Here is a 23810-nt window from a genome sequence, read left to right as displayed (position 1 = left end):
CGCGGAAGAAAATGACGTGACGTCCTACTTCTTGCGCCGGCCTGACGCAGGGCGATATCGCACATGGTCGACCAGCGCGCGCAGCTTCGGCGGAAGATTTCGGCGGTCCGCGAAATAGAGGAAGAAGCCCTGGAAGGGCGGGCAGTACCGCTCCAGCAGCGGCACCAGCTCCCCTCGCTCGATGTAGGGTCTGAAAGTCTCCTCCATGCCGAACGTCAGACCGCCGCCGGCGCAGGCGGTCCGCAGCATGACCCACATGTCATTGGTCGTGATCCTGGGGTTTACCGCGACGTCGAATTCGCGGCCGCTCTCCTCAAACTCCCAGCGATACGGCGCCACCTCTGGCGCCGGTCGCCAGCCGATGCAGCAGTGCCGCGCAAGCTCGGCCGGGTGAGATGGCGCTCCGAAACGCTTCACGTAGGACGGTGCGGCCACCACCATCTGGCGCTGATCGCCCGAGACCGGCACGGCAATCAGGTCCTGCTCGATGACTTCGCCGAGCCGAACGCCGGCATCGTAGCCCTCAGCTACGATATCGAATTCCTCGTCAGTCACGGTGATGTCGATCTGCACAGCGGGATGAGCGTGTGTGAAACTCGCAAGCAGCGGTCCGCAGATGAAGCGCTCGGCGATCGAGGAGACGGCGAGCCGTAGCTGCCCTGTTGGCTTGGCATCCCGGTCCTGGGCGGTATCGAGTGCGTGTTCGACTTCCGCAATCGCCGGTGCGACACGCTGGTGCAACTGGACACCGGCCTCGGTGAGGCTGACGCTGCGCGTCGTCCGCTGGACGAGGGCGACGCCCATCCGGTCTTCCATGCGTCGAATGGCTTGGCTCACCGCGGATCGGGTTACCCCCAGCCGCTCGGCCGCGCCGCGAAAGCTCTTCGCCTCTGCGACCGCAAGGAAAACAGCAACAAGATTCAGATCCAATGCCATTGGTTAGTATAGCTTACCAAGCTGGTTACGATTGGGCAAATTGTTTCACATGTCGCCCTGTCGTATGTCCGCCTTCGACATGAGTTGGAGGCAAAGACAATGACGTCCCTTGATCATTACCGTCTGCTTGGCCGGTCCGGCCTGCGTGTATCCCCGATCGCGCTCGGCACGATGACCTTTGGCCAGGATTGGGGCTGGGGCGCCGATGCGGGCGAGGCGCGCCGGATCTTCGATCTCTACGTCGATCAGGGCGGCAACTTCATTGATACGGCCGTGAACTACACCGATGGCGCCTCCGAGCGCCTCGTCGGCGAATTCATCAAGGACAAGCGCGACCGCCTCGTGCTCGCGACCAAATTCACCATGGCGCGCGAGCCGGGCAACCCGAATTCAGGCGGCAACCATCGGCTCAACATGCTGCGTTCGGTGGAGCAGAGCCTGCGGCAGCTCGACACCGACCGCATCGACCTGTTCCACCTGCACAGCTGGGACATGACCACACAGCCCGACGAAGTGATGCGCGGGCTCGATGATCTCGTGCGCTCGGGCAAAATTCACTATGTCGGCATCTGCAATACGCCGGCCTGGCGTATCTCCCAGATGCAGACGTCAGCCGATATGCGCGGTTGGTCACCCTTCGTGGCGCTGCAGATCGAGTACAGCCTGATCGAGCGGACGGTCGAGCATGAGCTGATTCCGATGGCCGCCGCGCTCGGTATGGGCGTGCTGCCGTGGTCGCCGCTCGGCGGTGGCGTGCTGACCGGCAAGTACGCCCGGTCCGATGTCGCGGACTCGCGCGACGCGAGCGTCGCAATGACGCGCAAGGGCGTCATTGCGTCGTCCGGCCATCTCAATGCGCGGTCGATCGAAGTTGCCGATGTCGCGCGCGCCGTGGCCGAAGAGATCGGCGCGACCCCGTCGCAGGTAGCCATCGCCTGGACGCTCGCGAACCCCGCGGTCTCGTCGCCTGTCATGGGGGCGCGCACATTGGCCCAGGCGAAAGACAATCTCGGCGCCCTCGAGGTCGCACTTTCAGCTGAACATCTCGATCGGCTCAATCAGGCGAGCGCGCCGGATCCGATCTTTCCCGGCCGCTTCGTAGGCCGTCCCATGGTTCAGCAGCTCATCTTTGGCGGCGCATCCGTCGCCCGGCAGGATTGAACGTAAGTCAACGCAAAAGAAGGAAGAGAGCAGAAAAGGCGACTGACGTAACGGCCTTTCTCGACCTCGCCCCATACGAAGATGTCCTGCGGCGCATTCCTGCACCTTAGAAGCAAGACGGCGGCCGATCACCGGAGGAGAACGAGATGAAGTACCGACCAGTTACGATATCTGTCGTGATACTGGGATCGATTTGTGTCATCGGACCATCGATGGCGATCGCATCCAGCGAGGGTCCAACAGGTAGCAAACGCGCGCAGCAGTCCATGGAGAAAGAAATGACGCGGCATAGCTATGTTGGCATGTGGGTGACCGACGGCGGCCACATTCGCCATGAGCTTCTTCCGAACGGTCGTTACGATGAAGCCCGCGGCACGCGCGAGAGCGCCTATCAAGGGCGATATGAGATCAAGGGCAATCACATCGACTATTGGGACGACACCGGCTTTACCGCTGACGGCAAATTCGTCGATGAGAATACCCTCCATCACGGCGGCATGATCTTCCGGCGCCAGACGGTGTTCTGACGCTTTCGCCAACCCGTTCAGCGACCTCGCAAAAAAGTGAGCTGGCGGCGGCTCGGCCTGTCTGTTCCAGCCCATCCTGTTCGTCTTCCACCTAGAGAGAGTTACGGGTGGAGATCAGGAATGGAAAATTCTCGCTATCGCTGGGTCATTGTCGCGGCCGGGGGCTTGCTCGGCTGCGTCGCAATTGGCGGCATGTTTTCGTTGCCGGTGTTTTTGCAGCCGATTGCGCGGGATACCGGCTGGTCGGTGACCGGCATATCCAGCGCCATGACCATCGGCTTTCTCGCCATGGCCTTCTCCAGCATGATCTGGGGCACCTTGTCCGACCGATTTGGGCCGCTGCCGGTGGTGTTGACCGGATCGGTCGTGCTGGCGGTCAGTCTCGGGCTGGCCAGCCTTGCGACATCGCTGGTTGTATTTCAATTCGTCTTCGGGCTGTTGGTCGGCTGCGCCATTGCTGCGATCTTCGCGCCGATGATGGCGTGCGTCACCGGCTGGTTCGATACCCATCGCAGCCTCGCGGTGTCGCTGGTCTCGGCCGGCATGGGCATGGCGCCGATGACGATGTCGCCGCTGGCGGCATGGCTGGTCTCGAACCACGACTGGCGGACCTCGATGCAGATCGTGGCCCTCGTCGTCGCCGCGATTATGATCCCGGTCTCGCTGCTGGTGCGCCGCGCGCCCGCGCTCGAGAGCGGGGCGTCCGCGCCATCCAGCGATCCGTCGCAACCGGACATGACGCTCGCGCAGGCGCTGCGCTCGCCGCAGTTCATCATCCTGCTGCTGACAAACTTCTTCTGCTGCGCCACGCATTCGGGCCCGATCATCCATACCGTGAGCTACGCGATCAGTTGCGGCATCCCGATGATCGCAGCCGTCACCATCTACAGCGTGGAAGGCCTCGCCGGGATGGGCGGCCGCATAGCCTTCGGCCTGCTCGGCGATCGCTTCGGCGCCAAGCGCATACTCGTGTTCGGCTTGCTGGCGCAGGCGTTCGGCGCGCTCGGTTATGTCTTCGTGCGCGAGCTCGCCGCGTTCTATACCGTCGCGGCGCTGTTCGGTTTCATCTATGCCGGCACCATGCCGCTCTACGCGGTTCTGGTGCGCGAAAACTTTCCGCTGCGGATGTTGGGCACCGTGATCGGCGGCACCGCGATGGCCGGCAGCCTTGGCATGGCGACGGGCCCGCTCGCCGGCGGTCTGATCTACGATACGTTTGCCAGCTACGCCTGGCTCTATATCGGCTCGTGGATCATGGGGCTCGGCGCGTTCCTGATTATCCTGACGTTCCGGCCGATGCCGGTGGCACGGGCCGCTGCGCCGGCGCCGGCGCCGGCGTGAGGGCGTCACACGATGCCACAGCCGTCATTGCCTGCGACAAACGCGAAGCGTTTGCGCAAGGGAGCGCAGCGACGAAGCAATCCATCTATCCCCGCGTTGAGGTATGGATTGCTTCGCTGCGCTCGCAATGACAGGTTCGGCTTCGGCCCATCCAACAAAAGCCCGAGGAAACCCTGATGCTCACGCTTCATCACCTCAACGACTCCCGCTCGCAGCGAATTCTGTGGCTGCTGGAAGAACTGGGCACGCCTCACGAGATCAAGCGCTATCAGCGCAACGCCGAGACGCGGCTGGCGCCACCCGAACTTGCAAAGATCCATCCGCTCGGCAAGTCGCCCGTCATCACCGACGGCGACACGACGATCGCCGAATCCGGCGCCATCGTCGATTACATCATCCGCCGCTACGGTAAGGGCGCGATGATGCCGGCGCCGGGAAGCGCCGACTACGAAGCCTATAACGAGTGGCTGCATTACTCCGAGGGTTCGGCGATGCTGCCGCTGATGCTGAACCTCTACGTGTCCCGGCTGAAGGAAGCTGGCGCGCCGCTGCATCCGCGCATCGACAGCGAACTTGCCAACCATCTCGGCTATGTCGACGGCGCGCTGAAGGGGCGGGAGTTCTTTGTCGGCCCGTCGCTGACCGGCGCCGACATCCAGATGAGCTTTGTCGGCGAGATGGCAAAAGTGTTCGGGAAATTGGAGCCATACCCGAACCTGGCGGCCTGGCTGGGACGGATGCACGCCCGGCCAGCGTTCCAGCGGAGCATCGAAAAGGGCGGCCCGTACCGGTTTGCGTGAGGGGGCAGTCATTCCGGGGCGCGAAGCGAACCCGGAATCTCGAGATTCTCAGGTGCGCAATTGCGCACCATAGTTCGATGCTTCGCATCGCCCCGGAATGACAGCGGATTGGGAGCAACCCCGGCGCAAGGGAGACGACGGGCTGGGTAGGGGCGGGACGACCAAGGGCCGGGAACAGGCCCCCTTCCTCCCCACCATATCTGGCATAAATATCGGCTCTGTACCGCAAGTGCTTGGCCAATTCCGGCCGATGTGGTATCTCGCAGGCACTTCTTTCGACCGCCACACATAGCCGACCGCCTTGCCCCTAAGGGCCTGCGGCGGTGGAGATATTTCGCCCAATGACCTCCTCATCCTCCAGCTCCAAAACCGCCTCCGCGCCCGACTCGTTCTTCACGGCCACGCTCGCCGAGGCCGATCCGGAAATCGCTGCCGCGATCAAGGGCGAACTCGGCCGCCAGCGGCACGAGATCGAGCTGATTGCGTCGGAAAACATCGTCAGCCGGGCGGTGCTGGAAGCGCAGGGTTCGGTGATGACGAACAAGTACGCGGAAGGGTATCCGGGTGCGCGTTACTATGGCGGCTGCGAATGGGTCGACGTCGCCGAGACGCTGGCGATCGAGCGCGCCAAGAAACTGTTCGGCGCGCAGTTTGCCAATGTGCAGCCGAACTCCGGCAGCCAGATGAACCAGGCGACGTTTCTGGCGCTGCTGCAGCCCGGCGACACTTTCATGGGCCTCGACCTCGCCGCCGGCGGCCATCTCACGCACGGCTCGCCCGTCAACATGTCCGGCAAGTGGTTCAAGGCCGCGCATTACACGGTACGGCGCGAGGACCAGATCATCGACATGGATGAGGTGGCAAAGCAGGCCGAGCAGGTGAAGCCGAAGCTGATCATCGCCGGCGGTTCGGCCTATTCGCGGGCCTGGGACTTCAAGCGCTTCCGCGAGATCGCGGACAGCGTCGGCGCCTATCTCCTGGTCGACATGGCGCATTTCGCCGGCCTCGTCGCGGGCGGCGTCCATGCCTCGCCGGTGCCGCATGCCCACGTCACCACCACCACCACGCATAAGTCGCTGCGCGGCCCGCGCGGCGGCCTGATCCTCTGCAACGACGAGGCGATCGCCAAGAAGCTCAATTCGGCGATCTTCCCGGGCCTGCAGGGCGGCCCGCTGATGCATGTGATTGCCGCCAAGGCGGTGGCGTTCGCCGAGGCACTGCGCCCGGACTTCAAGGTCTATGCCAAGAACGTGGTCGAAAATGCCAAGGCGCTGGCGGAAACGCTGCGCGGCCACGGTTTCGATATCGTCTCCGGCGGCACCGACAACCATCTGATGCTGGTCGACCTCCGGCCGAAGGGCCTGAAGGGCAACGTGTCCGAGAAGGCCTTGGTGCGCGCCGCGATCACCTGCAACAAGAACGGTATCCCCTTCGATCCCGAAAAGCCTTTCGTCACCTCCGGCCTGCGTCTCGGCACGCCGGCGGCGACCACGCGCGGCTTCGGCGTTGCCGAATTCCAGCAGGTCGGCGGCATGATCGCCGAAGTGCTCAACGCGCTGGCGCAGTCGGAGGACGGCAAGGCGCCGCTGGTCGAAGCCGCGATCAAGGAACGCGTCAAGGCGCTCACCGACCGCTTCCCGATTTATCAGTAAAGGCCTCGTTGGATGCGCTGTCCCAGCTGCAACAGTCTCGATACGCAGGTAAAGGACTCGCGTCCGACTGAGGATTCGGCCGTGATCCGGCGGCGGCGGGTGTGCATCGCCTGCAATTTCCGCTTCACGACCTTCGAGCGGGTGCAGTTGCGCGAACTCACCGTGATCAAGCGCAACGGCCGCCGGGTGCCGTTCGACCGCGACAAGCTGGTCCGCTCGCTGCAGATCTCCTTGCGCAAGCGGCCGGTCGATCCTGAGCGGGTCGAGAAGATGGTTTCCGCGATCGTGCGCGAGCTCGAAAGCGGCGGCGAGGCGGAAGTATCCTCGGAGGCTATCGGCGAGATCGTGATGGAGCATCTGCGCCAGCTCGACGACGTCGCCTATGTGCGCTTTGCCTCCGTCTATCGCAATTTCCGCGAAGCCAAGGATTTTGAGGCCGTGCTCGGCGAACTCTCCGCGGAAGACGACGCGCGGGTTGCCACGTTACGCAAATGATCTTCCGCATTCTGGAAGACCAATACGCGCAGAAATCCAGAGAGGCCAAGGCGGCGGACCAGCGCTTCATGCAGCTCGCGCTTTCGCTTGGCCGGCGGGGGCTGGGACGCACCTGGCCGAACCCGGCCGTCGGCGCAGTCGTGGTGAAAGACGGCGTCATCGTCGGCCGTGGCTGGACCCAACCCGGCGGCCGTCCCCATGCCGAGCCCGAGTCGCTGAGACGTGCCGGCGAGGCGGCGCGCGGCGCCACGCTCTATGTGACGCTGGAGCCCTGTTCGCATTTCGGCAAATCGCCGCCCTGCGTCGATGCGGTGATCGCGTCAGGCATTGCGCGCGTGGTGTCGGCGATCGAAGACCCCAACCCCGAAGTGGCCGGGCAGGGGCATGCCAAACTTCGCGCGGCCGGGATCACCGTTGATGTTGGCCTCGGCGCTGCGGAAGCTGAGCGCGATCACGCCGGCCATTTCCGCCGTATCCGCGAAAAACGCCCCCATGTGATCCTGAAGCTCGCCGTTTCCGCTGACGACAAGATCGGCGCCGCCGGCCACAAGCCGGTCGCGATCACGGGCGAGGCGGCGAAGACACGCGTGCATCTGTTGCGCGCGCAATGCGACGCCATCCTGATCGGCATCGGCACCGTGCTGGCGGACGATCCGGTTCTGACCTGCCGCCTGCCGGGAATGCAGGCGCGTTCGCCGGTGCGGGTGGTGCTGGATCGCGCGCTGCGGTTATCCGGCACCAGCAGACTGGTCCATTCCGCGCGGCAGACGCCGCTCTGGGTCATGACCTCGGATTTTGCCGAAGCCCCTGCGGCCATGAAACTCGGCGCGGCCGGCGCGCACGTGACGCGCGTTGCGGCGACCACGCAGCCGCCCGGGCTGGATCTGCCGGCGGTGCTGCGCGCGCTTTCCGACAAGGGCATCACGAGGCTGATGGTGGAAGGCGGCTCGCGGGTCGCCTCGTCCTTTGTCTCCAGCGGCCTGGTCGACGAAGTCTGGCTGCTGCACGGGCCCGAAACCATCGGGACTGGCGGCATTCCCGCGCTGGACGCATTGCCGCTGTCGGCTCTCACCGGGTCGCCTGCCTTCAAGACACGTGCTAGCGAAAGCCTCGGCAAAGACACCCTTACCGTTTACGAGCGCGCCTAATGTTTACCGGAATTGTCACCGACATCGGCGAGATCGCAGCCTTGACGCCAACGGCGCAGGGCCAGTTGCACCGCATGCGCATTGCCTGCCGTTACGACCAGACGACGATTGCTGATGGCGCATCGATCGCCTGCAATGGCATCTGCCTGACCGTGGTCGCGTCCGGCATCGAAGGCGGCAAGACCTGGTTCGACGTCGACGCCGCCGCCGAAACGCTCGGCATGACGACCGCCAGGCACTGGGTCGAAGGTACAAAACTCAACCTCGAGCGCGCGTTGAAGATCGGCGACGAACTCGGCGGCCATATTGTTGCGGGGCATGCCGACGGCATTGCGACCATCGTCAAGCGTGACGATCTGCCTGACATGGCACGGTTCGAATTGCGCACCACGCGGGAACTGGCGCGCTTCATCGCCACCAAGGGCTCGGTGACGCTGGATGGCGTGTCGCTGACGGTGAATACGGTCGAGGATGTCACGTTTTCGGTGCTGATCATTCCCCATACGCTCAACGTCACCACGCTGAGCGGCTGGCGCGCAGGCAGCGAGGTCAATATCGAGGTCGATCTGATGGCCCGCTATGCGGCGCGGCTGTCGGAAATGAAGTGACAGGCAGACATACGGCGCTTAAAACGCCGGCCAGCGAGTAAGACGGAAGGTAGTTGATGGCAGACGCGCGGCGCGCCCCTTTAAAAGACCAGACCGACATCACAGGCGCGCGTGCGCTGATCGTCGAGGCGCGATTCTATGACGACATCCAGGATGCGCTGCTGGAAGGCGCCGTCGCCGAACTCAAGGCGGCCGGGGTGACGCATGACGTCATCACGGTGCCCGGCGCGCTGGAGATTCCGGCGGCGATTGCGATCGCGCTCGATGCTGCCGAGAAAAACGGCAAGCCTTATGATGCGGCAATTGCGCTCGGCTGCGTGGTGCGTGGCGATACCATCCATTTCGAAATCGTCTCGATCGAATCTTCTCGCGCGCTGATGGATCTGGCGGTGGCGCGCAAGGTTCCGCTCGGCAACGGCATCATAACGGTCAATACCGACGCGCAGGCCTGGGCGAGGGCGCGCGCCAGCGAGTTGAACAAGGGCGGCGACGCCGCGCGTGCGGCACTCGCGATGCTGCGCATCAAGCGCCGGCTGACAAAGGTCTGACGATGGCAGACAGCAAGAAGCCAGCGAAAAGTCCCGACAAGAAGGCCAACCGCCGTGGCGCGGCGCGGCTCGCCGCCGTGCAGGCGCTCTACCAGATGGATATCGCCGGCGCCGGCATCAACGACATTTTTGCTGAGTTCGAAAGCCACTGGCTCGGCAACGAGGTTGAAGGCGACAAATATCTTCCGGCGGAAGCCGCGTTCTTCAAGGATGTGGTGGCCGGCGTGGTGCGCGACCAGGCCAAGCTCGATCCCTTGATCGACGATGCGCTCCAGAAAGGCTGGCCGTTGAAGCGGATCGACGCGATTTTGCGCGCGGTGCTGCGCGCAGGCTCCTACGAGCTGGAGCACCGCAAGGACGTGCCGGGCCGCGTCGTCGTGTCCGAATATGTCGACGTCGCGCACGCGTTCGTCGAGAAGGACGAGACCGGCATGGTCAACGCCGTGCTCGACCAGATCGCGCGCCAGTTCCGCGCAGACGAGTTCGCGCGTGGCTAGCGGGAAACCCGCGTCCGGTGAGGACTCGCTGATCGCGCGCTATTTCCGGCCGCTTGCGACCGACCCGGGCGCCCTCGGTCTCGACGACGACGCTGCGGCGTTGCAGCCTGACGGCTCGGACATCGTGGTGACGACGGACGCCATCATCGAGGGGGTCCATTTCCTGCCCGACGATCCCCCCGATACGGTCGCGCGCAAGGCGCTGCGGGTGAATCTTTCCGATCTCGCGGCGAAGGGCGCTGTGCCGGCCGGCTTCGTGCTGACGTTGGCGCTGCGCGGCGCCGACGAGGCCTGGCTAAAGCCGTTCGCGGCGGCGCTGGGCGAGGATGCCGCGCAGTTCGCCTGTCCGCTGCTGGGCGGGGACACCGTGTCGACGCCCGGACCGCTGATGGTTTCGGTCACCGCATTCGGCCGCGTGCCGCCGGGCAAGATGGTTCATCGCAGCGGGGCAAAGGCTGGCGAGCGCGTGATGGTGACGGGCACGATCGGCGACGCCGCGCTGGGGCTTGCCGTTCTCAAGGGCGGCAAGGTCCACGCTGCCGCAACCGATGTCGCTGCGCGCGACGCACTGGTCGGGCGCTATCGCGTGCCGCAGCCGCGGGTGGCCTTGGCGGAAATCGTTCGCGACTTTGCCAGCGCTTCGATGGATGTGTCCGATGGCCTTGCGGGCGATCTCACCAAGCTATGCGGTGTGTCCGGCGTATCCGCAGTGATCGACTTGCCGTCGATTCCGTTGTCGAGCGCCGCGCGCGATCTGGTCTTTCGGGGGGTTGTCGGACTGGAAGCGCTGATCGCCGGTGGCGACGATTACGAGATACTGTGCTCGATCGCCGAGGACCGCGTCGAAGCCTTCTCGCAGGCCGCGGAGCGCACCGGTGTCGCGGTGAGTTCCATCGGAACGGTGGTCGCGGGAAGCGCGTTTCCGAAGTTCATCGATGCAGAGGGCAGGGAAATCGCGCTGGAACGGCTGTCTTACAGCCATTTTTGAAGGTGGGGTCGTTAACGCCGTCGGCCTTTATTTCCCGCCAGCCATTGCTATTTCGACGGAAAACCTATACGTGTATTGCCATTCGATTACCGTCGTGCCTTTTCGAACGCGCTCCCTAAGGAGCTTCTTCCAGAGACATCGTCGTGAGATTGGATTTGAATCCGCGCGATCGCCGCGCGGAATGAAAGCCTATGTGCTTTGGAGAAGAGAAAATGGCTACGGGAACAGTGAAGTGGTTCAACGGTCAAAAGGGTTTCGGTTTCATTGAGCCGAGCGATGGCAGCAAGGATGTGTTCGTGCACATCTCGGCCGTCGAGCGCGCCGGCCTCGGCGGACTGGCCGAAGGTCAGAAGGTTCAGTTCGAACTCAAGACCGACAAGATGCGGGGCAAGGTGAGCGCGGAAAACCTGTCGCTCGTCTAAGGCCTCGAAACGGTCGTTTCACGGATGTACTGGAATGGCTAGTGAGCCCGCTCGATCCCGATGGGATTGGGCGGGCTCTTGTATTTTCGGGCCGAGGCAAGCCTCTGCCACCTCCCGGGTGATATTTCGCCCGGCGCGATTAGCGGTGATTCCTTTCAAAATTCGACCGTTTCTGGCCTCCGCGGCGTTGCGCCAGGGGGGCGATTTTGGCAAGGTCCCGCCGATTTGAGAGGCCGCCCTTCTGGGCAGGGAAGGCCTCCTTTTTATGCGTCCGCCGCGACCGCGGTGACGCGCGGGGTGGAACAAAAAATCTGAGGCAAATTCAATGACAGCATTATGGGTGATTGTGCTCTGCGGAGCGCTTTCGATCGTCTACGCCATCTGGGCGACGTCTTCCGTTCTCAAATCGGACGCGGGCAACCCGCGCATGCAGGAAATCGCGGCCGCCGTCGCCGAGGGCGCGCAGGCCTATCTCAAGCGCCAGTACATGACGATCGGCATGGTCGGCGTCGTGATTTTCGCCCTTCTGGCCTACTTCCTTGGCATGCTGGTTGCGATCGGCTTTCTCGTCGGCGCGATCTTGTCGGGCGCCGCGGGCTTTATCGGCATGAACGTCTCGGTTCGCGCCAACGTGCGCACCGCGCAGGCCGCGACCACCTCGCTGGCGGGCGGCCTCGAACTCGCCTTCAAGGCGGGTGCGATCACCGGTCTTCTCGTTGCCGGTCTCGCGCTGCTCGGCGTCACCATCTATTTCGCCGTTCTCACCCACGGCATGGGGCTGAAAGCCAACGACCGCGTCGTCGTCGATGCTCTGGTAGCGCTCGGCTTCGGCGCCTCGCTGATCTCGATCTTCGCCCGTCTCGGCGGCGGCATCTTCACCAAAGGCGCTGACGTCGGCGGCGACCTCGTCGGCAAGGTCGAAGCCGGCATTCCCGAGGACGATCCGCGCAACCCCGCGACCATCGCCGACAATGTCGGCGACAACGTTGGTGACTGCGCCGGCATGGCGGCCGACCTGTTCGAGACCTATGCGGTGACCGCGGTCGCCACCATGGTGCTCGCCGCGATCTTCTTCGCGACTTCGCCGCTGCTGGTGCCGATGATGACCCTGCCGCTCGCCATCGGCGGCGTCTGCATCATCACCTCGATCATCGGCACCTTCTTCGTCAAGCTCGGTGCCAGCCAGTCCATCATGGGCGCGCTGTACAAGGGCCTGATCGCGACGGGCGTGCTATCGCTGCTCGGCGTTGCCGGCGTCATCAATTGGCTGATCGGCTTCGGCCCGCTGGCGGGCGTGAAGTACACCGGCCTGGCGCTGTTCGAATGCGGCGTCGTCGGCCTCGTCGTCACCGGCCTGATCATCTGGATCACCGAATACTACACCGGTACTGAATATCGCCCGGTGAAGTCGATCGCCTCGTCCTCGGTCACCGGCCACGGCACCAACGTGATCCAGGGTCTGGCGATCTCGATGGAATCGACCGCCGGCCCGGCGATCGTGATCATTGCGGGAATCCTCGTCACCTACAGCCTTGCCGGCCTGTTCGGCATCGCGATTGCGACCACGACGATGCTGGCGCTGGCCGGCATGATCGTAGCCCTCGACGCCTTCGGTCCGGTCACCGACAACGCCGGCGGCATTGCCGAAATGGCCGGCCTGCCGAAGGAAGTCCGCAAGGCCACCGACGCGCTCGACGCGGTCGGCAACACTACCAAGGCGGTCACCAAGGGCTACGCGATCGGCTCCGCCGGTCTCGGCGCGCTGGTGCTGTTCGCGGCCTACAATGAAGACCTCAAGTTCTTCATCGCCAACTCTGCCAAGCATCCGTACTTCCAGGGCGTGCTGCCCGACTTCTCGCTCAACAACCCCTACGTGGTGGTCGGCCTGCTGTTCGGCGGTCTGCTGCCGTATCTGTTCGGCGCGATGGGCATGACGGCGGTCGGCCGCGCAGCCGGCGCGATCGTCGAGGAAGTGCGGCGCCAGTTCCGCGAAAAGCCCGGCATCATGCAGGGCACCGACAAGCCGGACTACGGCAAGGCCGTCGACCTGCTGACCAAGGCGGCGATCAAGGAAATGATCATCCCGTCGCTGCTGCCGGTGCTGTCGCCGATCTTCGTCTATTTCGTGATCTACGCGATTGCGGGCGGCGGCGCGGCCGGCAAGTCGGCGGCGTTCTCCGCCGTCGGCGCCATGCTGCTCGGCGTGATCGTAACCGGTCTGTTCGTCGCGATCTCGATGACCTCGGGCGGCGGCGCCTGGGACAACGCCAAGAAGTACATCGAGGACGGCCATTTCGGCGGCAAGGGCTCCGACGCCCACAAGGCTGCCGTGACCGGCGACACCGTCGGCGATCCCTACAAGGATACGGCGGGTCCGGCGGTGAACCCGATGATCAAGATCACCAACATCGTGGCGCTGTTGCTGCTGGCGATCCTGGCACACTGAGCGCGTAAGGTCGATCAATACGAAAACCCCGCGGTGCGAGCCGCGGGGTTTTGCTTTGGAGGTTTGCCGCGCCTCACCCCGTCATTGCGAGGAGCGTTAGCGACGAAGCAATCCACACCTGGGTTGTGGCGATATGGATTGCTTCGCTTCGCTCGCAATGACGCAAGAGATCAATTCACGTCCATCTGCAGGCCTTCGCGCTTGATGATCTCGGCGAATTTCGTCGTCTCCGCCTGCACGAAATCGGAGAATTGCTGCGGCGTGCCCCAGTCGGCCGTTGCGCCCATCTTGCCGATGGTGGTCTTGATGTCCTCGCGCGCCAGCATCGCCTTGATCTCCTTGTTGAGGGCCTCGACGGCGGGAGCGGGCGTGGCTTTCGGCAGGAAGATGCCGAACCAGGAGGAGACGTCGAAGTTCGAAAGTTCGGGCACGCCCTCGCGCATGGTCGGGATGTTCGGCGCCGCCGGGCTGCGCTCGGGCGTGGTGACGCAGAGCGCGTTGAGCTTGCCGTCCTGGGTCTGCGGCAGCGACGGGTAGAGGTTGTCGAACAGGATCTGGATGTCGCCGGCCAGTGCTGCCTGCAGCGCGGGACCCGCGCCGCGGAACGGCACATGGACCATCTTCAGGCCGGTGAGCTGCAGGAACCAGGCGCCGGTGAGGTGAGGGCTCTGTCCGACGCCTGACGAGGCGTAGGTCAGCTTGTCCGGATTGGCCTTGATGTAGGCGATCAATTCGGGGATCGACTTGATGCCGGTCGAGGGATGCGCCGACACGATGTTCGGAATCCGGATCATGTTGCTGACCGGCTGCAACTGGTCGGCCTTGTAGGTCATGTTGCGGAAGATGCTGTAGGCGATCGCGTTCGGGCCGGGATTGCCGACCAGAATGACATGGCCGTCCGCCTTGCCGCGCACGACTTCGGCGGTGCCGATGGTGCCGCCGCCGCCGGAACGGTTTTCGACGACCGCTGACTGGCCCCAGGCGGTCTGCAGATGCGCGGCCAGCAACCGCCCCATCACGTCGGTACTGCCGCCGGCCGCGGCCGGCACGATGAGACGCACGGTCTCGGTCGGCCGCCAGTCGGAACCGTAGCTCGCACGCGGCAAGATTGCCGCGGCCGAAACGGCTGCAGCTCCGGTCAAAACGCGGCGTCGAGAAATAGCTTTAATCGTCACAAGTTCGCTCCCTGCTGAATCATTATTTGCAGGGAGCGTAGGCACCACGCGCGCGGAGAGCAAGCGGGCGACTTGGCGCAGGATTTCCGCGTCGCGGAACAGCGTGAATCAGAACTTGACCGGGCCTAGTTAAAGCTGAGCAGCTTGAACAGCGGCGTCAGGTAGCTGAGCTCCTGGCCGGACGTCGGCGTGGTGCGGCTGATGAAGTCGAAGATCTTGCCGTCCTGCAATCCGTAATTGGCGAGCCGCTGCACCTGGCGATTCTTGTCGAAATAGATCGCGATCACGCGCTGGTCGACGACCTGCTGATTCATGAAGGCGACTTTGCGCTCGGAGCGCTGCGAGATGTAATAGAACACCTCGCCGTTCAGGGTCGCAACCGTGGAGGGCGTTCCCATCACGATCAGCACCTGATCCTGGCTGGCGCCGATCGGAATCTGCTCCAGCGCGTTGGGCGGCAGGATATAGCCCTTCTGGAACTGCTCGCCGGTGCACCCGGCGAGCGCCGCGCAGACCAATGCCACGGCCGCGGCCGCGCGGAAGCCGCGCCGGCGTGCGGTCAGGCGGCGCGGCGAGGGCACGCAGGTGCTCAGGTGGCTCATCTCGGTCATCTCAGGAATTAGTCCGTCCTCTTGCATCGCGCGGTGCGTTGACGTACCGGGCAGCACGCTTGATTGCAACACGCGTGGCCCGGGAGGGCTCGCTTGCGGAACCCACCATGCTTTGGCCGTTCAATCACTTCAGGAAACCCCGGACGCCGTTGCGCGGCACCATCGAGGCCATCTATGGCATGATCGTGACGCAGGCGCGAGAACCGTTGTTTTATCGGGACTTTGGGGTTCCGGACACGGTTAACGGCCGTTTTGACCTGCTTCTGCTGCATTTGTGGCTGGTCTTGCGGCGCCTGAAATCGGTGGAGGGCGGCACAGCCCTGTCACAGGGGCTGTTCGACCATTTTTGCAACGATATGGACGATAATCTGCGCGAGATGGCGGTTAGTGACCTCAAGGTGCCGAAGCGCATGCAGGCCTTCGGCGAAGCCTTCTATGGCCGGACAGCGGCCTATGATTTTGCTCTGACGGAGGGCCGCGAGGCACTAGCGCAGGCGCTGTGCAAGAATATCCTGAACGGCGAGAACATCGAAAAGGCCCGGCTGCTTGCCGCCTATGCCGAGGCGGCGATGGCCGCCCTCGACAGCCTCGACGAGGCGACGCTGGTGAGCGGTTCGGCCAAATTTCCATTGCCGGAGAATGGCGCGCAGCAATGAGCAAGACTGGTACGACCAAGACTGGCACGACAGAAAAGCCCGACCCGTGGCGCGTCCCCGTCGCGGTGGCGCAGATACCGGAAACGGGCCTGCACCGCGACATCGAGGCCGATCAGGCCATCCGCAACGCGGTGGCCGATGTCGGAGGCTTGCGTGAGGTACTTTCGGTGCAGGCCTCGTTCGACGTCACGCCGAAGAGCGGCGGCAGCTTCCAAGTGGCCGGCTACGTGCGGGCGCGGATCGGACAGACCTGCGTGGTGACGCTGGAGGAGATCGAGACCGATATCGACGAGCCGATCGATCTGATCTTCGCGCCGCCCGAGCAGATCCCGCAGATGGCCGCGCTGGTCGATGAGGCCGAGCAAGGCGACGAGGAGACGCCCGATCCGCCCGAGCCGATTGAGAACGGCATGATCGATCTCGGCCGGGTCGCCACCGACGCATTGTATCTTGCGGTCGATCCATATCCGCGCAAACCCGGCGCCGTATTTGAGCCGGTGGTTGAAGCCGCCGATCCCGAGGATCACCCGTTCGCGGCACTGAAGGCGTTGAAGGCAGAACCGAAAAAGTCCGGCACCAGGAAGCCCAAGGGCAAGTAGCCGGCAGTTAAAGTGGCCGGCGAAGCTGCCATCGGTTAGAGGTGGCCGTGATATCCTGCCAAGAATGTCCCATAAGATATTGAATTATATCGGGATATTTTGTATTCTGGATTTCGGGCCACAGCGCTTGCCTTTCGCCAAAAGACCGTGGTCAAGAGGTTGTGTCGGGACGGGGACACGCTATTGTCCCGGCCCGGCGGAGGCGCGGGGATGCGCTTTGCCGAGCACCGCTTTGGCGGTGCCTTTCCAGTGCGCGGCCATGCTCTATGAGGGCCGCAAGAGATCAGGTTTCCGGGACGTTCATGCCGCAAAAGGTTCGAATCGCGCTTGACGCCATGGGTGGCGATGTCGGCGCATCGGTCGTCGTTCCCGGCGCCGCCATCTCTTTGAAACGGCATCCCGACAGCGAATTCCTGCTCTTTGGCGACAGCAAACAGATCGATGAGCAGCTTGCGAAATATCCGGCGCTGAAAAAGGCCTCGCGCGTGGTCCATACCGACGTGACCATCAGCATGCACGACAAGCCGAGCCAGGCGCTGCGCCGCGGCCGCAAGAACTCGTCGATGTGGCTTGCGATCGACGCCGTGAAAAAGGGCGAGGCCGATGTGGCGGTTTCCGCCGGCAATACCGGCGCGCTGATGGCGATGGCGCGCTTCCATCTGCACACCATGCCCGGCATCGACCGGCCGGCCATTGCCGGCGTATGGCCGACGGCGCGCGGCGATTCCGTCGTACTCGATCTCGGCGCCAGCATCGGCGGCGATGCGCATCATCTGGTGTCGCTCGCGGTCATGGGCAGCGCGATGGCGAGCGTGCTGTTCGGCCTGAAGCGTCCGACCGTCGGCCTGCTCAATATCGGGGTTGAGGAGGTCAAGGGCGGCGAGGAGATTCGTAAAGCCTCGGAACAGCTCCGCGCGATGAACCTTCCAGAGCTCGACTATATCGGCTTCGTCGAGGGCGACGGGATCGGCGCGGGCGCGGCTGACGTGATCGTTTCGGAGGGTTTCAGCGGCAATATCGCATTGAAGTCCGCGGAAGGCACCGCACGCCAGATGGCGGATTTTCTGCGCAATGCGATGGCGAGCAGCTGGCAATCCAAGATTGGCTATTTGTTCGCCCGTAGCGCCTTCAAGGCGCTGCGAGAAAAGCTCGACCCGAATAAATCCAATGGTGGTATGCTGCTTGGATTGAAAGGTTTGGTTGTCAAAAGCCACGGCGGAATCAACGCCGAAGGCTTTGCCTACGCAGTTGATGTTGGCTATGAGATGGTCCGCTGCGATCTCCTCACCAAGATCAGTGCGCTGGTACAGGCGCAGATCGCGCAGGAGGTTGTCTCGTGACTGCGAAACGTTCGGTCGTGCTGGGCTGCGGCTCCTATCTGCCGCAGAAGGTACTGACCAATGCGGAACTCGCCGCCCGTATCGATACTTCGGACGAGTGGATCGTGCAGCGCACCGGCATCCGGCAGCGCCATATCGCGGCCGAAGGCGAGTTCACTTCACATCTGGCGATCAACGCGGCGCGCGCGGCGCTGGAACACGCCGGCATCGATGCCCAGGCGATTGATCTGATCGTGCTGGCGACGTCGACGCCAGACCATACCTTTCCGGCAACTGCAGTCGCCGTGCAGAACGAGCTCGGTATCCATCACGGCGCCGCCTTCGATCTGCAGGCGGTGTGCTCCGGCTTCGTCTTCGCGCTCGCGACCGCCGACAATTTCCTGCGCTCCGGCGCCTACAAGCGCGCGCTGGTGATCGGCGCCGAGACGTTCTCGCGCATTCTCGACTGGAACGATCGCGGCACCTGCGTACTGTTCGGCGACGGTGCCGGCGCGATCGTGCTCGAGGCGCAGGACCAACCGGGCGCGCCTTCCGATCGCGGCGTGCTCACCACGCATCTGCGCTCGGACGGCCGGCACAAGGCGAAGCTCTTTGTCGACGGTGGTCCTTCCACCACCCAGACCGTCGGTCATCTCCGGATGGAAGGCCGTGAAGTGTTCAAGCACGCGGTCGGCATGATCACGGACGTGATCGTGGATGCCTTCAATGCGACCGGCGCGACGGCCGAGCACATCGACTGGTTCATCCCGCATCAGGCCAACAAGCGAATCATCGACGCTTCGGCGCACAAGCTTCATATTGCACCGCAGAAAGTGGTGCTGACCGTCGATCTGCACGGCAACACGTCGGCAGCTTCGATTCCGCTGGCGCTTGCGGTGGCCGTCAAGGACGGGCGCGTGAAGAAAGGCGATCTGGTGCTGTTCGAAGCCATGGGCGGCGGCTTCACCTGGGGTTCCGCGCTCGTGCGCTGGTGAGCGCTGCGTAAGATACTGATCAAATTTGTTGCGTTGTTCCATGCGTATGCATGATGGTCGCTGTTGACCATTGCGTGCTAACCTCCTAATTTCAGGGAATAAATTGTTCGCCGAGAGTGCGGGGCAGGCGATGACAGGGACCGGGAAAACAGTCACACGTGTCGATTTGTGCGAGGCAGTCTACCAAAAAGTGGGCTTGTCGCGGACGGAATCATCCGCGTTTGTCGAACTCGTTTTGAAAGAAATCACCGATTGCCTGGAGAAGGGCGAGACGGTGAAGCTGTCGTCGTTCGGTTCGTTCATGGTGCGCAAGAAGGGTCAGCGGATCGGACGTAACCCGAAGACCGGTACCGAAGTGCCGATCTCGCCGCGTCGCGTGATGGTGTTCAAGCCGTCGGCCATTCTGAAGCAGCGGATCAACGGCCACGTGGTCGGCAACGGCGAAGGCAAGACCGATTAGTGAGCAAGGCCGATTAGCGAGACCGAGTGATACGGCCGCGTAGCAAGGCGAGTACCGCGTCTTCACCAACAAGATGAGTTGAGAGGAGCTGGCATTTGGACAAGGCGCCGGATGCGTTCCGCACCATCAGCGAAGTCGCTGAAGAACTCGATATTCCCCAGCACGTGCTGCGGTTCTGGGAGACGCGGTTCGCCCAGATCAAGCCGATGAAGCGAAGCGGCGGGCGGCGTTACTACCGCCCCGACGACGTCGACCTGCTCAAGGGCATCCGCCGGCTGCTCTACGGCGAGGGCTACACCATCCGCGGCGTGCAGCGGATACTCAAAGAGCACGGCATCAAATCGGTGCAGGGCCTTGCCGACCAGACTTCCGCCGTCACTTTCGGCGCCGTCGAGGAGGCGATTGGTCTCAGCCTGCAGGAGCCCGAGGAGGGCGAGACGCCGACCGTCGATGCCGACGACGAGGATTACGAGACCGAAGAGAAAGAAATCGACTACCGCTTTGCCGATACCGACGATGACGGCATTTTGCTGCCGTTCGCCAAAGGTAAGCCCGGGCCCTCGGACGCCAACCGCGAGCGCCTCGAACGGGTGCTGCAGGACCTGGTCGCCTGCCGGCAATTGCTGGACAACGCCCTCAAGGACGGCTGAGGGGGCGGGGAACTGGCCGCCTGTCACCTCAATGAGGCCGCTCGCGCGCCTTGCGCCGGGCGCTGATCGCAGCTAATGGAACGGCATCGGAGCGTGGCGCAGCCCGGTTAGCGCACTAGTCTGGGAGACTAGGGGTCGGAGGTTCAAATCCTCTCGCTCCGACCAATTTACCCAACATTTTGGGCGGCCTCTTTCGTACGAAGACGTGCCAGACTTAGCGGCCTTATCGCGATAGTTCTCGAGCTTCTGGATCGCGTTCGCCGCCAGCACGCCGCGCCGGGCAAGGTACAGGTCAATGACCTTTTGGGCCTCGGCGAGTAAGGTTGCCGCCCACAGGTTCAGCACCTGCCGGCGTAAATCGGCGATCGGCCTCACGCGCGCTTCTTTGTTGCCGATCAAACGTTGGCGCGCCTCGGCATTTGCTAACTGCAGCTCTGTATCTTCGTGGTAATCGCGGAAGATATCGCCGCGAGAGTAATGCGTAAGAGCCGTCGCTGTATCAACCCAGCGGCGGCTTTTTCGCGAGGGTTCACCTTGGCGGGCCCTTTCTTTCGCCGGATTTCTGTCACCATCTTTCGTCTATTCGAATCTATGGGGAGTCATGGACGTGGCAACAGGTACGGTGAAGTGGTTCAACGCGACAAAGGGCTATGGATTTATCCAGCCCGAGACTGGTGGCAAGGACGTGTTCGTCCATATCTCGGCCGTCGAGAGAGCGGGTCTGAGCAGTCTGAATGAGGGTGCGAAGGTAAGTTACGAAGTTGTGGCCAACCGTGGGAAAGAATCCGCCGAAAACCTCAGGGTAGGTTGATCCGGCACTTACGTTCCGGTCTTGACCGTCGCTAGATGCCGAGCACCCAGACGGCCACGATGGCCCCGAGCACAGCTACTCCGCTGACGGTCCAGCCGGTCAGGTAGGCCGCGCCGTCCGTTTCCGGTCGATCAACCATGCTGTCGCGCCACTGGCTCACGGCGGTCTCCTCTGGATTGATACTGCCTCGTCAGTAGGTCGTTGGCGGAGGCCAAAGGTTCAACGAGCGCGGAGGGCGCGCCCCGTGGCCTCATTCCCGGGCTGAGCTGTCTTGCGCCCGCGGCGCTGGAAGTAAGTCCGCCCGAGCGGAACCGGCGGATCGGACTACGCAGCGCGAAAGTGACCCGCGACATCTGCAAGGTCGGTGCGCGACGATCTAGCCTAGGTACCTGAACGCCGATGCGCGCGGCCGCCCCGGTAAGTTTGCCTTAACCCCACCCCACGCACCGATCCGCGATTAACGTTCCCGGCATATTCTGGGTGTTATAGATGCCCCGATACAACCGTTCCAGGGCGTTAAGCCATGAATTTCTTGATGCGTGCGGCTTTTGTTTTGGGTGGCATTTTTCTGGGCATAAACCTGATCAACTACTTCGTCCTCGGCAACACCGCGGATTACCTCCCGGGCGGACAACGTATGGGCGAATGGAAAGAGGCCAAGATACGCGAAGCCTGTTATCCCGCGCTTGAAAGTCCCGAGCGCGATGAGCTGCTGCCAAAGCTCACGAGCAACGAACATCGTGTCGACTGGCGAGACCTCACCCGCGCGAAAGAGATAACGGCGGCGCTGAACTGCTATCTCGTCACCCATCCGAACGCAGTCTGCGAGCGGAACAATCGCGCCTACATCGTCGATTACATCAATCGCTATTTCGCGAAGTTCGATGAAATGATGAATACCGCCAAGCGATATGGCGAATCCGAGATGTCCACGGTCAGGAATCTCTGGGACAGCCCTCGCAACCGGGCGATCAACGCGGCCTTGATACTGGACACCAGCAATGGCCGCCTGATCAAAGCTGATTTCGGCTGGACCGTCCCAGCGGCAATGAAGCCGATGCTCGATCAGTACAAGGGCACGACCGACAACTGCCCCAGGGCTTAGCAGCGGGAGCTTGAAAATTGATCCGTCAGGTTCTCACCCTCATCCTGGCTTTCGTCGGAGGCTTCCTCGCGGTCGGCGCGTGGATCTGGGCCCCGAATATATCGAGTGCGATGTCAAGTTTCGTCTCGGTCGGGCCCAGTGTTTCGTTGTTCGCCGACGCCAATCGCCTCGGCCGGCCGGAGGTCGCGCCGGTCGTGCGGAGCTGCATTTTCCGCGTTGTGGACGTCGGTCCGGACGCCGAGAAGATGCAGCCAAGTGCCGCATACTTCATCCTGAAGGCCGGCAGCATGCAGGCGAGCGTTGCCGCCCTGGCCGGCAAGCCAGATTCGAGATCCGAATTCCGGACGGTTCTTTCGGCTGTCAAATGGGGAGAGTTGGCGGGCTGCATTTATGCGCAGGACGATCGGGAACTCTGCGACCCCGATAACCGCGCGGCGATGGTCGAGGCCACCACGAAGTTCTTTGCTTTCGCAAAGCAGGCGGAAGCGTCCAAGCCGCCGATCCCAGCTGGCGACGCAAGCGTCATCGAAAACTTCAGCGATAAATTGTTGAACGCACTCAAGAACCACCGGCGCTATGGCACGCTTGTTGCTGCTGATTTCAGCAGCTTCGCCGCGCCCGAGATAATGCGGATCATGCGTGAGGAGAAAGCGACCAGCGACATCTGCAAGCGTTGACGCCGGGCGATGAAATATTGCGAGCTGCGAGCGCCGGGCCCGCTTTGATCGAAAGCCGGTTCACGCGGCGTTTTCCGATACCCTGCCGTGCCAATTCCGTAACTGGAAAGCTGTCTCGACATCCCATAGGCTTGCCGCAACTGGCGGATATCGCCGGCAAAGCGGGGACACACCCGCTATCAGCGGATGGAAAAGCGAGGGCAGGCCCATGAAAGCACGTCCCACCGGCGTGATACCGCCGATGACCACGCCGTTCCGGAAAGACGGCGAGATCGATTTCGAGCTGGTTGCTCCTCAGGTCGACTGGCTGATCGGCGCCGGCAGCCATGGCATGGCGGCGGGCGGCTCGACCGGCGAGGGGCATACGCTCGATCACGAGGAGTATCGCGACCTGGTGGCGGCGACGGTGGAAGCCGCCAAGGGGCGCGCGCCTGTGATCGCCGGCATCATCGTGGATTCCACCCGCGATGCGATCCGGCGCGGCAAGCTTGTGCGCGACATGAACGTCGCAGCACTCCAGGTGACGCCGGTGCATTATCTGTTCAAGCCGGACGAGCAGGCGATGGTCGATCACTTCCGCCGCATGGCTGATGAAACCGGCATGCCCATCATCATCTACAACGTGGTGCCGTGGTCCTATCTCTCGCCGGCGCTTTTGACCCGCATCATGAACGAGGTGCCGTTGGTCGTCGGTGTCAAGCAGAGCGCGGGCGATTTGAAACTGTTTGCCGATCTCATGATGATGGCGCCGGACAAACTGATCTACAGCGCCGTCGATGCGCTGATGTATCCGTCCTACGCGCTCGGTGCGCATGGATCGATTGCGGCGATCCTGAGCGCCGCGCCGCACGCTTCCGTCGAACTCTGGAACGCGGTCAAGGCGGGCGACCACGTTCGCGCGCTGGAGCTGCACCAAAAGCTGCTGACGTTGTGGAACGCGATCGTCTCGGACAATCTGCCGGCGTGCACGCGCTATGCGCAGTCGCTGCAGGGGCTGCCCGCGACATTCTCTCGCGCACCGATGCCGGAAGCATCGCCCGCACAACAGGCCGCCATCAGGAAGGCGTTGGAGGGATTGGGCGGGTCGGTTGGTCATCGCGTCGAGGCGGCGGAGTAATATCCGCCTTGCAGGCGGTTTTACCGGCAGTCGCGAGCTGTTACTGTCCTGCTCGCATGGGCTCCA

26 protein-coding genes and 1 tRNA gene are annotated in these 23810 nt (G+C 63.2%); 24 read left to right on the top strand and 3 right to left on the bottom strand.

Features of this window, described 5'->3' with window-relative positions; genetic code table 11:
• Positions 1-24: 24 nt before the first annotated feature.
• Complete coding sequence (locus V1286_RS17620) at positions 25-936, bottom strand: LysR family transcriptional regulator (RefSeq protein WP_334481294.1); 912 nt, start codon at positions 934-936, stop codon at positions 25-27.
• Between the two features lie 99 nt (positions 937-1035).
• Here V1286_RS17620 and V1286_RS17615 point away from each other — a divergent pair, with 99 nt between their 5' ends.
• The 13 genes from V1286_RS17615 to V1286_RS17555 all read left to right on the top strand — a co-directional run bounded on the left by V1286_RS17615 (position 1036) and on the right by V1286_RS17555 (position 13569).
• Positions 1036-2097, top strand: a complete 1062-nt coding sequence (locus V1286_RS17615) for an aldo/keto reductase (protein ID WP_334481293.1) — start codon at positions 1036-1038, stop codon at positions 2095-2097.
• 266 nt (positions 2098-2363) lie between these two features.
• Complete coding sequence (locus tag V1286_RS17610) at positions 2364-2624, top strand: Atu4866 domain-containing protein (RefSeq protein ID WP_417021262.1); 261 nt, start codon at positions 2364-2366, stop codon at positions 2622-2624.
• A 120-nt stretch (positions 2625-2744) separates the two neighbouring features.
• Positions 2745-3965 carry an MFS transporter gene (locus V1286_RS17605; protein ID WP_334481291.1) on the top strand — a complete coding sequence of 407 codons (1221 nt, stop codon included), beginning with the start codon at positions 2745-2747 and terminating at the stop codon, positions 3963-3965.
• A gap of 176 nt (positions 3966-4141) precedes the next feature.
• Positions 4142-4765, top strand: coding sequence for a glutathione S-transferase family protein (locus tag V1286_RS17600; protein ID WP_334481290.1), 624 nt, complete (start codon positions 4142-4144; stop codon positions 4763-4765).
• 341 nt (positions 4766-5106) lie between these two features.
• Positions 5107-6417, top strand: a complete 1311-nt coding sequence (gene glyA / locus V1286_RS17595; RefSeq protein ID WP_334481288.1) for a serine hydroxymethyltransferase — start codon at positions 5107-5109, stop codon at positions 6415-6417.
• 12 nt (positions 6418-6429) lie between these two features.
• Positions 6430-6912, top strand: a complete 483-nt coding sequence (nrdR, locus tag V1286_RS17590) for a transcriptional regulator NrdR (protein WP_108513565.1) — start codon at positions 6430-6432, stop codon at positions 6910-6912.
• On the top strand, positions 6909-8060 hold the full coding sequence (gene ribD / locus V1286_RS17585; protein WP_334481286.1) for a bifunctional diaminohydroxyphosphoribosylaminopyrimidine deaminase/5-amino-6-(5-phosphoribosylamino)uracil reductase RibD: 1152 nt from the start codon (positions 6909-6911) through the stop codon (positions 8058-8060). The genes nrdR and ribD overlap by 4 nt, the downstream gene beginning before the upstream one ends.
• Positions 8060-8668: a riboflavin synthase gene (locus tag V1286_RS17580; RefSeq protein ID WP_334481284.1), complete on the top strand. Its 609-nt coding sequence runs from the start codon at positions 8060-8062 to the stop codon at positions 8666-8668. The genes ribD and V1286_RS17580 overlap by 1 nt, the downstream gene beginning before the upstream one ends.
• Before the next feature lie 56 nt (positions 8669-8724).
• Positions 8725-9216 (top strand): 6,7-dimethyl-8-ribityllumazine synthase, encoded by a 492-nt coding sequence (ribH, locus tag V1286_RS17575; protein ID WP_334481282.1) that lies wholly within the window; start codon positions 8725-8727, stop codon positions 9214-9216.
• 2 nt (positions 9217-9218) lie between these two features.
• Positions 9219-9713, top strand: a complete 495-nt coding sequence (gene nusB, locus V1286_RS17570) for a transcription antitermination factor NusB (RefSeq protein WP_108513561.1) — start codon at positions 9219-9221, stop codon at positions 9711-9713.
• A complete protein-coding gene (gene thiL, locus V1286_RS17565) occupies positions 9706-10701 on the top strand; it encodes a thiamine-phosphate kinase (protein ID WP_334481280.1) in 996 nt (331 codons plus the stop codon). Before nusB ends, thiL begins: the two co-directional genes overlap by 8 nt.
• 212 nt (positions 10702-10913) lie before the next feature.
• Entirely contained in the window at positions 10914-11123 is a 210-nt protein-coding gene (locus V1286_RS17560; RefSeq protein WP_028345703.1) for a cold-shock protein, read from the top strand.
• A gap of 325 nt (positions 11124-11448) precedes the next feature.
• Positions 11449-13569, top strand: coding sequence for a sodium-translocating pyrophosphatase (locus V1286_RS17555; protein ID WP_334481278.1), 2121 nt, complete (start codon positions 11449-11451; stop codon positions 13567-13569).
• 170 nt (positions 13570-13739) lie between these two features.
• Here V1286_RS17555 and V1286_RS17550 read toward each other — a convergent pair whose 3' ends face one another.
• Both V1286_RS17550 and V1286_RS17545 read right to left on the bottom strand, forming a co-directional pair.
• Positions 13740-14744, bottom strand: a complete 1005-nt coding sequence (locus V1286_RS17550; RefSeq protein WP_334481275.1) for a Bug family tripartite tricarboxylate transporter substrate binding protein — start codon at positions 14742-14744, stop codon at positions 13740-13742.
• Between the two features lie 125 nt (positions 14745-14869).
• A complete protein-coding gene (locus tag V1286_RS17545; RefSeq protein ID WP_334481273.1) occupies positions 14870-15346 on the bottom strand; it encodes an outer membrane protein assembly factor BamE in 477 nt (158 codons plus the stop codon).
• A 116-nt stretch (positions 15347-15462) separates the two neighbouring features.
• Here V1286_RS17545 and V1286_RS17540 point away from each other — a divergent pair, with 116 nt between their 5' ends.
• The 11 genes from V1286_RS17540 (at position 15463) to V1286_RS17490 (ending at position 23744) form a co-directional block, all read left to right on the top strand.
• A complete protein-coding gene (locus V1286_RS17540; protein ID WP_334481271.1) occupies positions 15463-16011 on the top strand; it encodes a ubiquinol-cytochrome C chaperone family protein in 549 nt (182 codons plus the stop codon).
• Positions 16008-16610 carry a YceD family protein gene (locus V1286_RS17535; RefSeq protein ID WP_334481268.1) on the top strand — a complete coding sequence of 201 codons (603 nt, stop codon included), beginning with the start codon at positions 16008-16010 and terminating at the stop codon, positions 16608-16610. The genes V1286_RS17540 and V1286_RS17535 overlap by 4 nt, the downstream gene beginning before the upstream one ends.
• A 302-nt stretch (positions 16611-16912) precedes the next feature.
• A complete protein-coding gene (plsX, locus tag V1286_RS17530) occupies positions 16913-17950 on the top strand; it encodes a phosphate acyltransferase PlsX (protein WP_334499403.1) in 1038 nt (345 codons plus the stop codon).
• Entirely contained in the window at positions 17947-18924 is a 978-nt protein-coding gene (locus V1286_RS17525) for a beta-ketoacyl-ACP synthase III (RefSeq protein WP_334481263.1), read from the top strand. The genes plsX and V1286_RS17525 overlap by 4 nt, the downstream gene beginning before the upstream one ends.
• A gap of 130 nt (positions 18925-19054) precedes the next feature.
• Complete coding sequence (locus V1286_RS17520) at positions 19055-19384, top strand: integration host factor subunit alpha (RefSeq protein ID WP_334481261.1); 330 nt, start codon at positions 19055-19057, stop codon at positions 19382-19384.
• 95 nt (positions 19385-19479) lie between these two features.
• Positions 19480-20034: a MerR family transcriptional regulator gene (locus V1286_RS17515; RefSeq protein WP_108513552.1), complete on the top strand. Its 555-nt coding sequence runs from the start codon at positions 19480-19482 to the stop codon at positions 20032-20034.
• Between the two features lie 87 nt (positions 20035-20121).
• Positions 20122-20199 (top strand) — tRNA-Pro (locus tag V1286_RS17510).
• A gap of 436 nt (positions 20200-20635) precedes the next feature.
• Positions 20636-20845 carry a cold-shock protein gene (locus V1286_RS17505; protein WP_249805689.1) on the top strand — a complete coding sequence of 70 codons (210 nt, stop codon included), beginning with the start codon at positions 20636-20638 and terminating at the stop codon, positions 20843-20845.
• A 523-nt stretch (positions 20846-21368) separates the two neighbouring features.
• The gene (locus V1286_RS17500; RefSeq protein WP_334481256.1) at positions 21369-21950 is read left to right on the top strand and encodes a hypothetical protein; all 582 of its coding nucleotides are present in this window, start codon (positions 21369-21371) and stop codon (positions 21948-21950) included.
• A 146-nt stretch (positions 21951-22096) separates the two neighbouring features.
• Entirely contained in the window at positions 22097-22627 is a 531-nt protein-coding gene (locus tag V1286_RS17495; RefSeq protein ID WP_334481254.1) for a hypothetical protein, read from the top strand.
• A gap of 208 nt (positions 22628-22835) precedes the next feature.
• Positions 22836-23744 (top strand): dihydrodipicolinate synthase family protein, encoded by a 909-nt coding sequence (locus V1286_RS17490; RefSeq protein WP_334481253.1) that lies wholly within the window; start codon positions 22836-22838, stop codon positions 23742-23744.
• Positions 23745-23810 lie beyond the last annotated feature (66 nt).

It is taken from the genome of Bradyrhizobium algeriense (assembly GCF_036924595.1).
Lineage (GTDB): Bacteria > Pseudomonadota > Alphaproteobacteria > Rhizobiales > Xanthobacteraceae > Bradyrhizobium > Bradyrhizobium algeriense.
The sequence above is the reverse complement of the archived record's forward strand: the minus strand, read 5'-3'. Positions and strand labels throughout refer to the sequence as shown.

Coding starts and splice junctions, on each gene's coding strand:
- V1286_RS17620 (WP_334481294.1), bottom strand. CDS start 936: ATGGCATTGGATCTGAATCTTGTTGCTGTTTTCCTTGCGGTCGCAGAG.
- V1286_RS17615 (WP_334481293.1), top strand. CDS start 1,036: ATGACGTCCCTTGATCATTACCGTCTGCTTGGCCGGTCCGGCCTGCGT.
- V1286_RS17610 (WP_417021262.1), top strand. CDS start 2,364: ATGGAGAAAGAAATGACGCGGCATAGCTATGTTGGCATGTGGGTGACC.
- V1286_RS17605 (WP_334481291.1), top strand. CDS start 2,745: ATGGAAAATTCTCGCTATCGCTGGGTCATTGTCGCGGCCGGGGGCTTG.
- V1286_RS17600 (WP_334481290.1), top strand. CDS start 4,142: ATGCTCACGCTTCATCACCTCAACGACTCCCGCTCGCAGCGAATTCTG.
- glyA (WP_334481288.1), top strand. CDS start 5,107: ATGACCTCCTCATCCTCCAGCTCCAAAACCGCCTCCGCGCCCGACTCG.
- nrdR (WP_108513565.1), top strand. CDS start 6,430: ATGCGCTGTCCCAGCTGCAACAGTCTCGATACGCAGGTAAAGGACTCG.
- ribD (WP_334481286.1), top strand. CDS start 6,909: ATGATCTTCCGCATTCTGGAAGACCAATACGCGCAGAAATCCAGAGAG.
- V1286_RS17580 (WP_334481284.1), top strand. CDS start 8,060: ATGTTTACCGGAATTGTCACCGACATCGGCGAGATCGCAGCCTTGACG.
- ribH (WP_334481282.1), top strand. CDS start 8,725: ATGGCAGACGCGCGGCGCGCCCCTTTAAAAGACCAGACCGACATCACA.
- nusB (WP_108513561.1), top strand. CDS start 9,219: ATGGCAGACAGCAAGAAGCCAGCGAAAAGTCCCGACAAGAAGGCCAAC.
- V1286_RS17560 (WP_028345703.1), top strand. CDS start 10,914: ATGGCTACGGGAACAGTGAAGTGGTTCAACGGTCAAAAGGGTTTCGGT.
- V1286_RS17555 (WP_334481278.1), top strand. CDS start 11,449: ATGACAGCATTATGGGTGATTGTGCTCTGCGGAGCGCTTTCGATCGTC.
- V1286_RS17545 (WP_334481273.1), bottom strand. CDS start 15,346: ATGAGCCACCTGAGCACCTGCGTGCCCTCGCCGCGCCGCCTGACCGCA.
- V1286_RS17540 (WP_334481271.1), top strand. CDS start 15,463: ATGCTTTGGCCGTTCAATCACTTCAGGAAACCCCGGACGCCGTTGCGC.
- V1286_RS17535 (WP_334481268.1), top strand. CDS start 16,008: ATGAGCAAGACTGGTACGACCAAGACTGGCACGACAGAAAAGCCCGAC.
- plsX (WP_334499403.1), top strand. CDS start 16,913: ATGCCGCAAAAGGTTCGAATCGCGCTTGACGCCATGGGTGGCGATGTC.
- V1286_RS17520 (WP_334481261.1), top strand. CDS start 19,055: ATGACAGGGACCGGGAAAACAGTCACACGTGTCGATTTGTGCGAGGCA.
- V1286_RS17505 (WP_249805689.1), top strand. CDS start 20,636: ATGGACGTGGCAACAGGTACGGTGAAGTGGTTCAACGCGACAAAGGGC.
- V1286_RS17500 (WP_334481256.1), top strand. CDS start 21,369: ATGAATTTCTTGATGCGTGCGGCTTTTGTTTTGGGTGGCATTTTTCTG.
- V1286_RS17490 (WP_334481253.1), top strand. CDS start 22,836: ATGAAAGCACGTCCCACCGGCGTGATACCGCCGATGACCACGCCGTTC.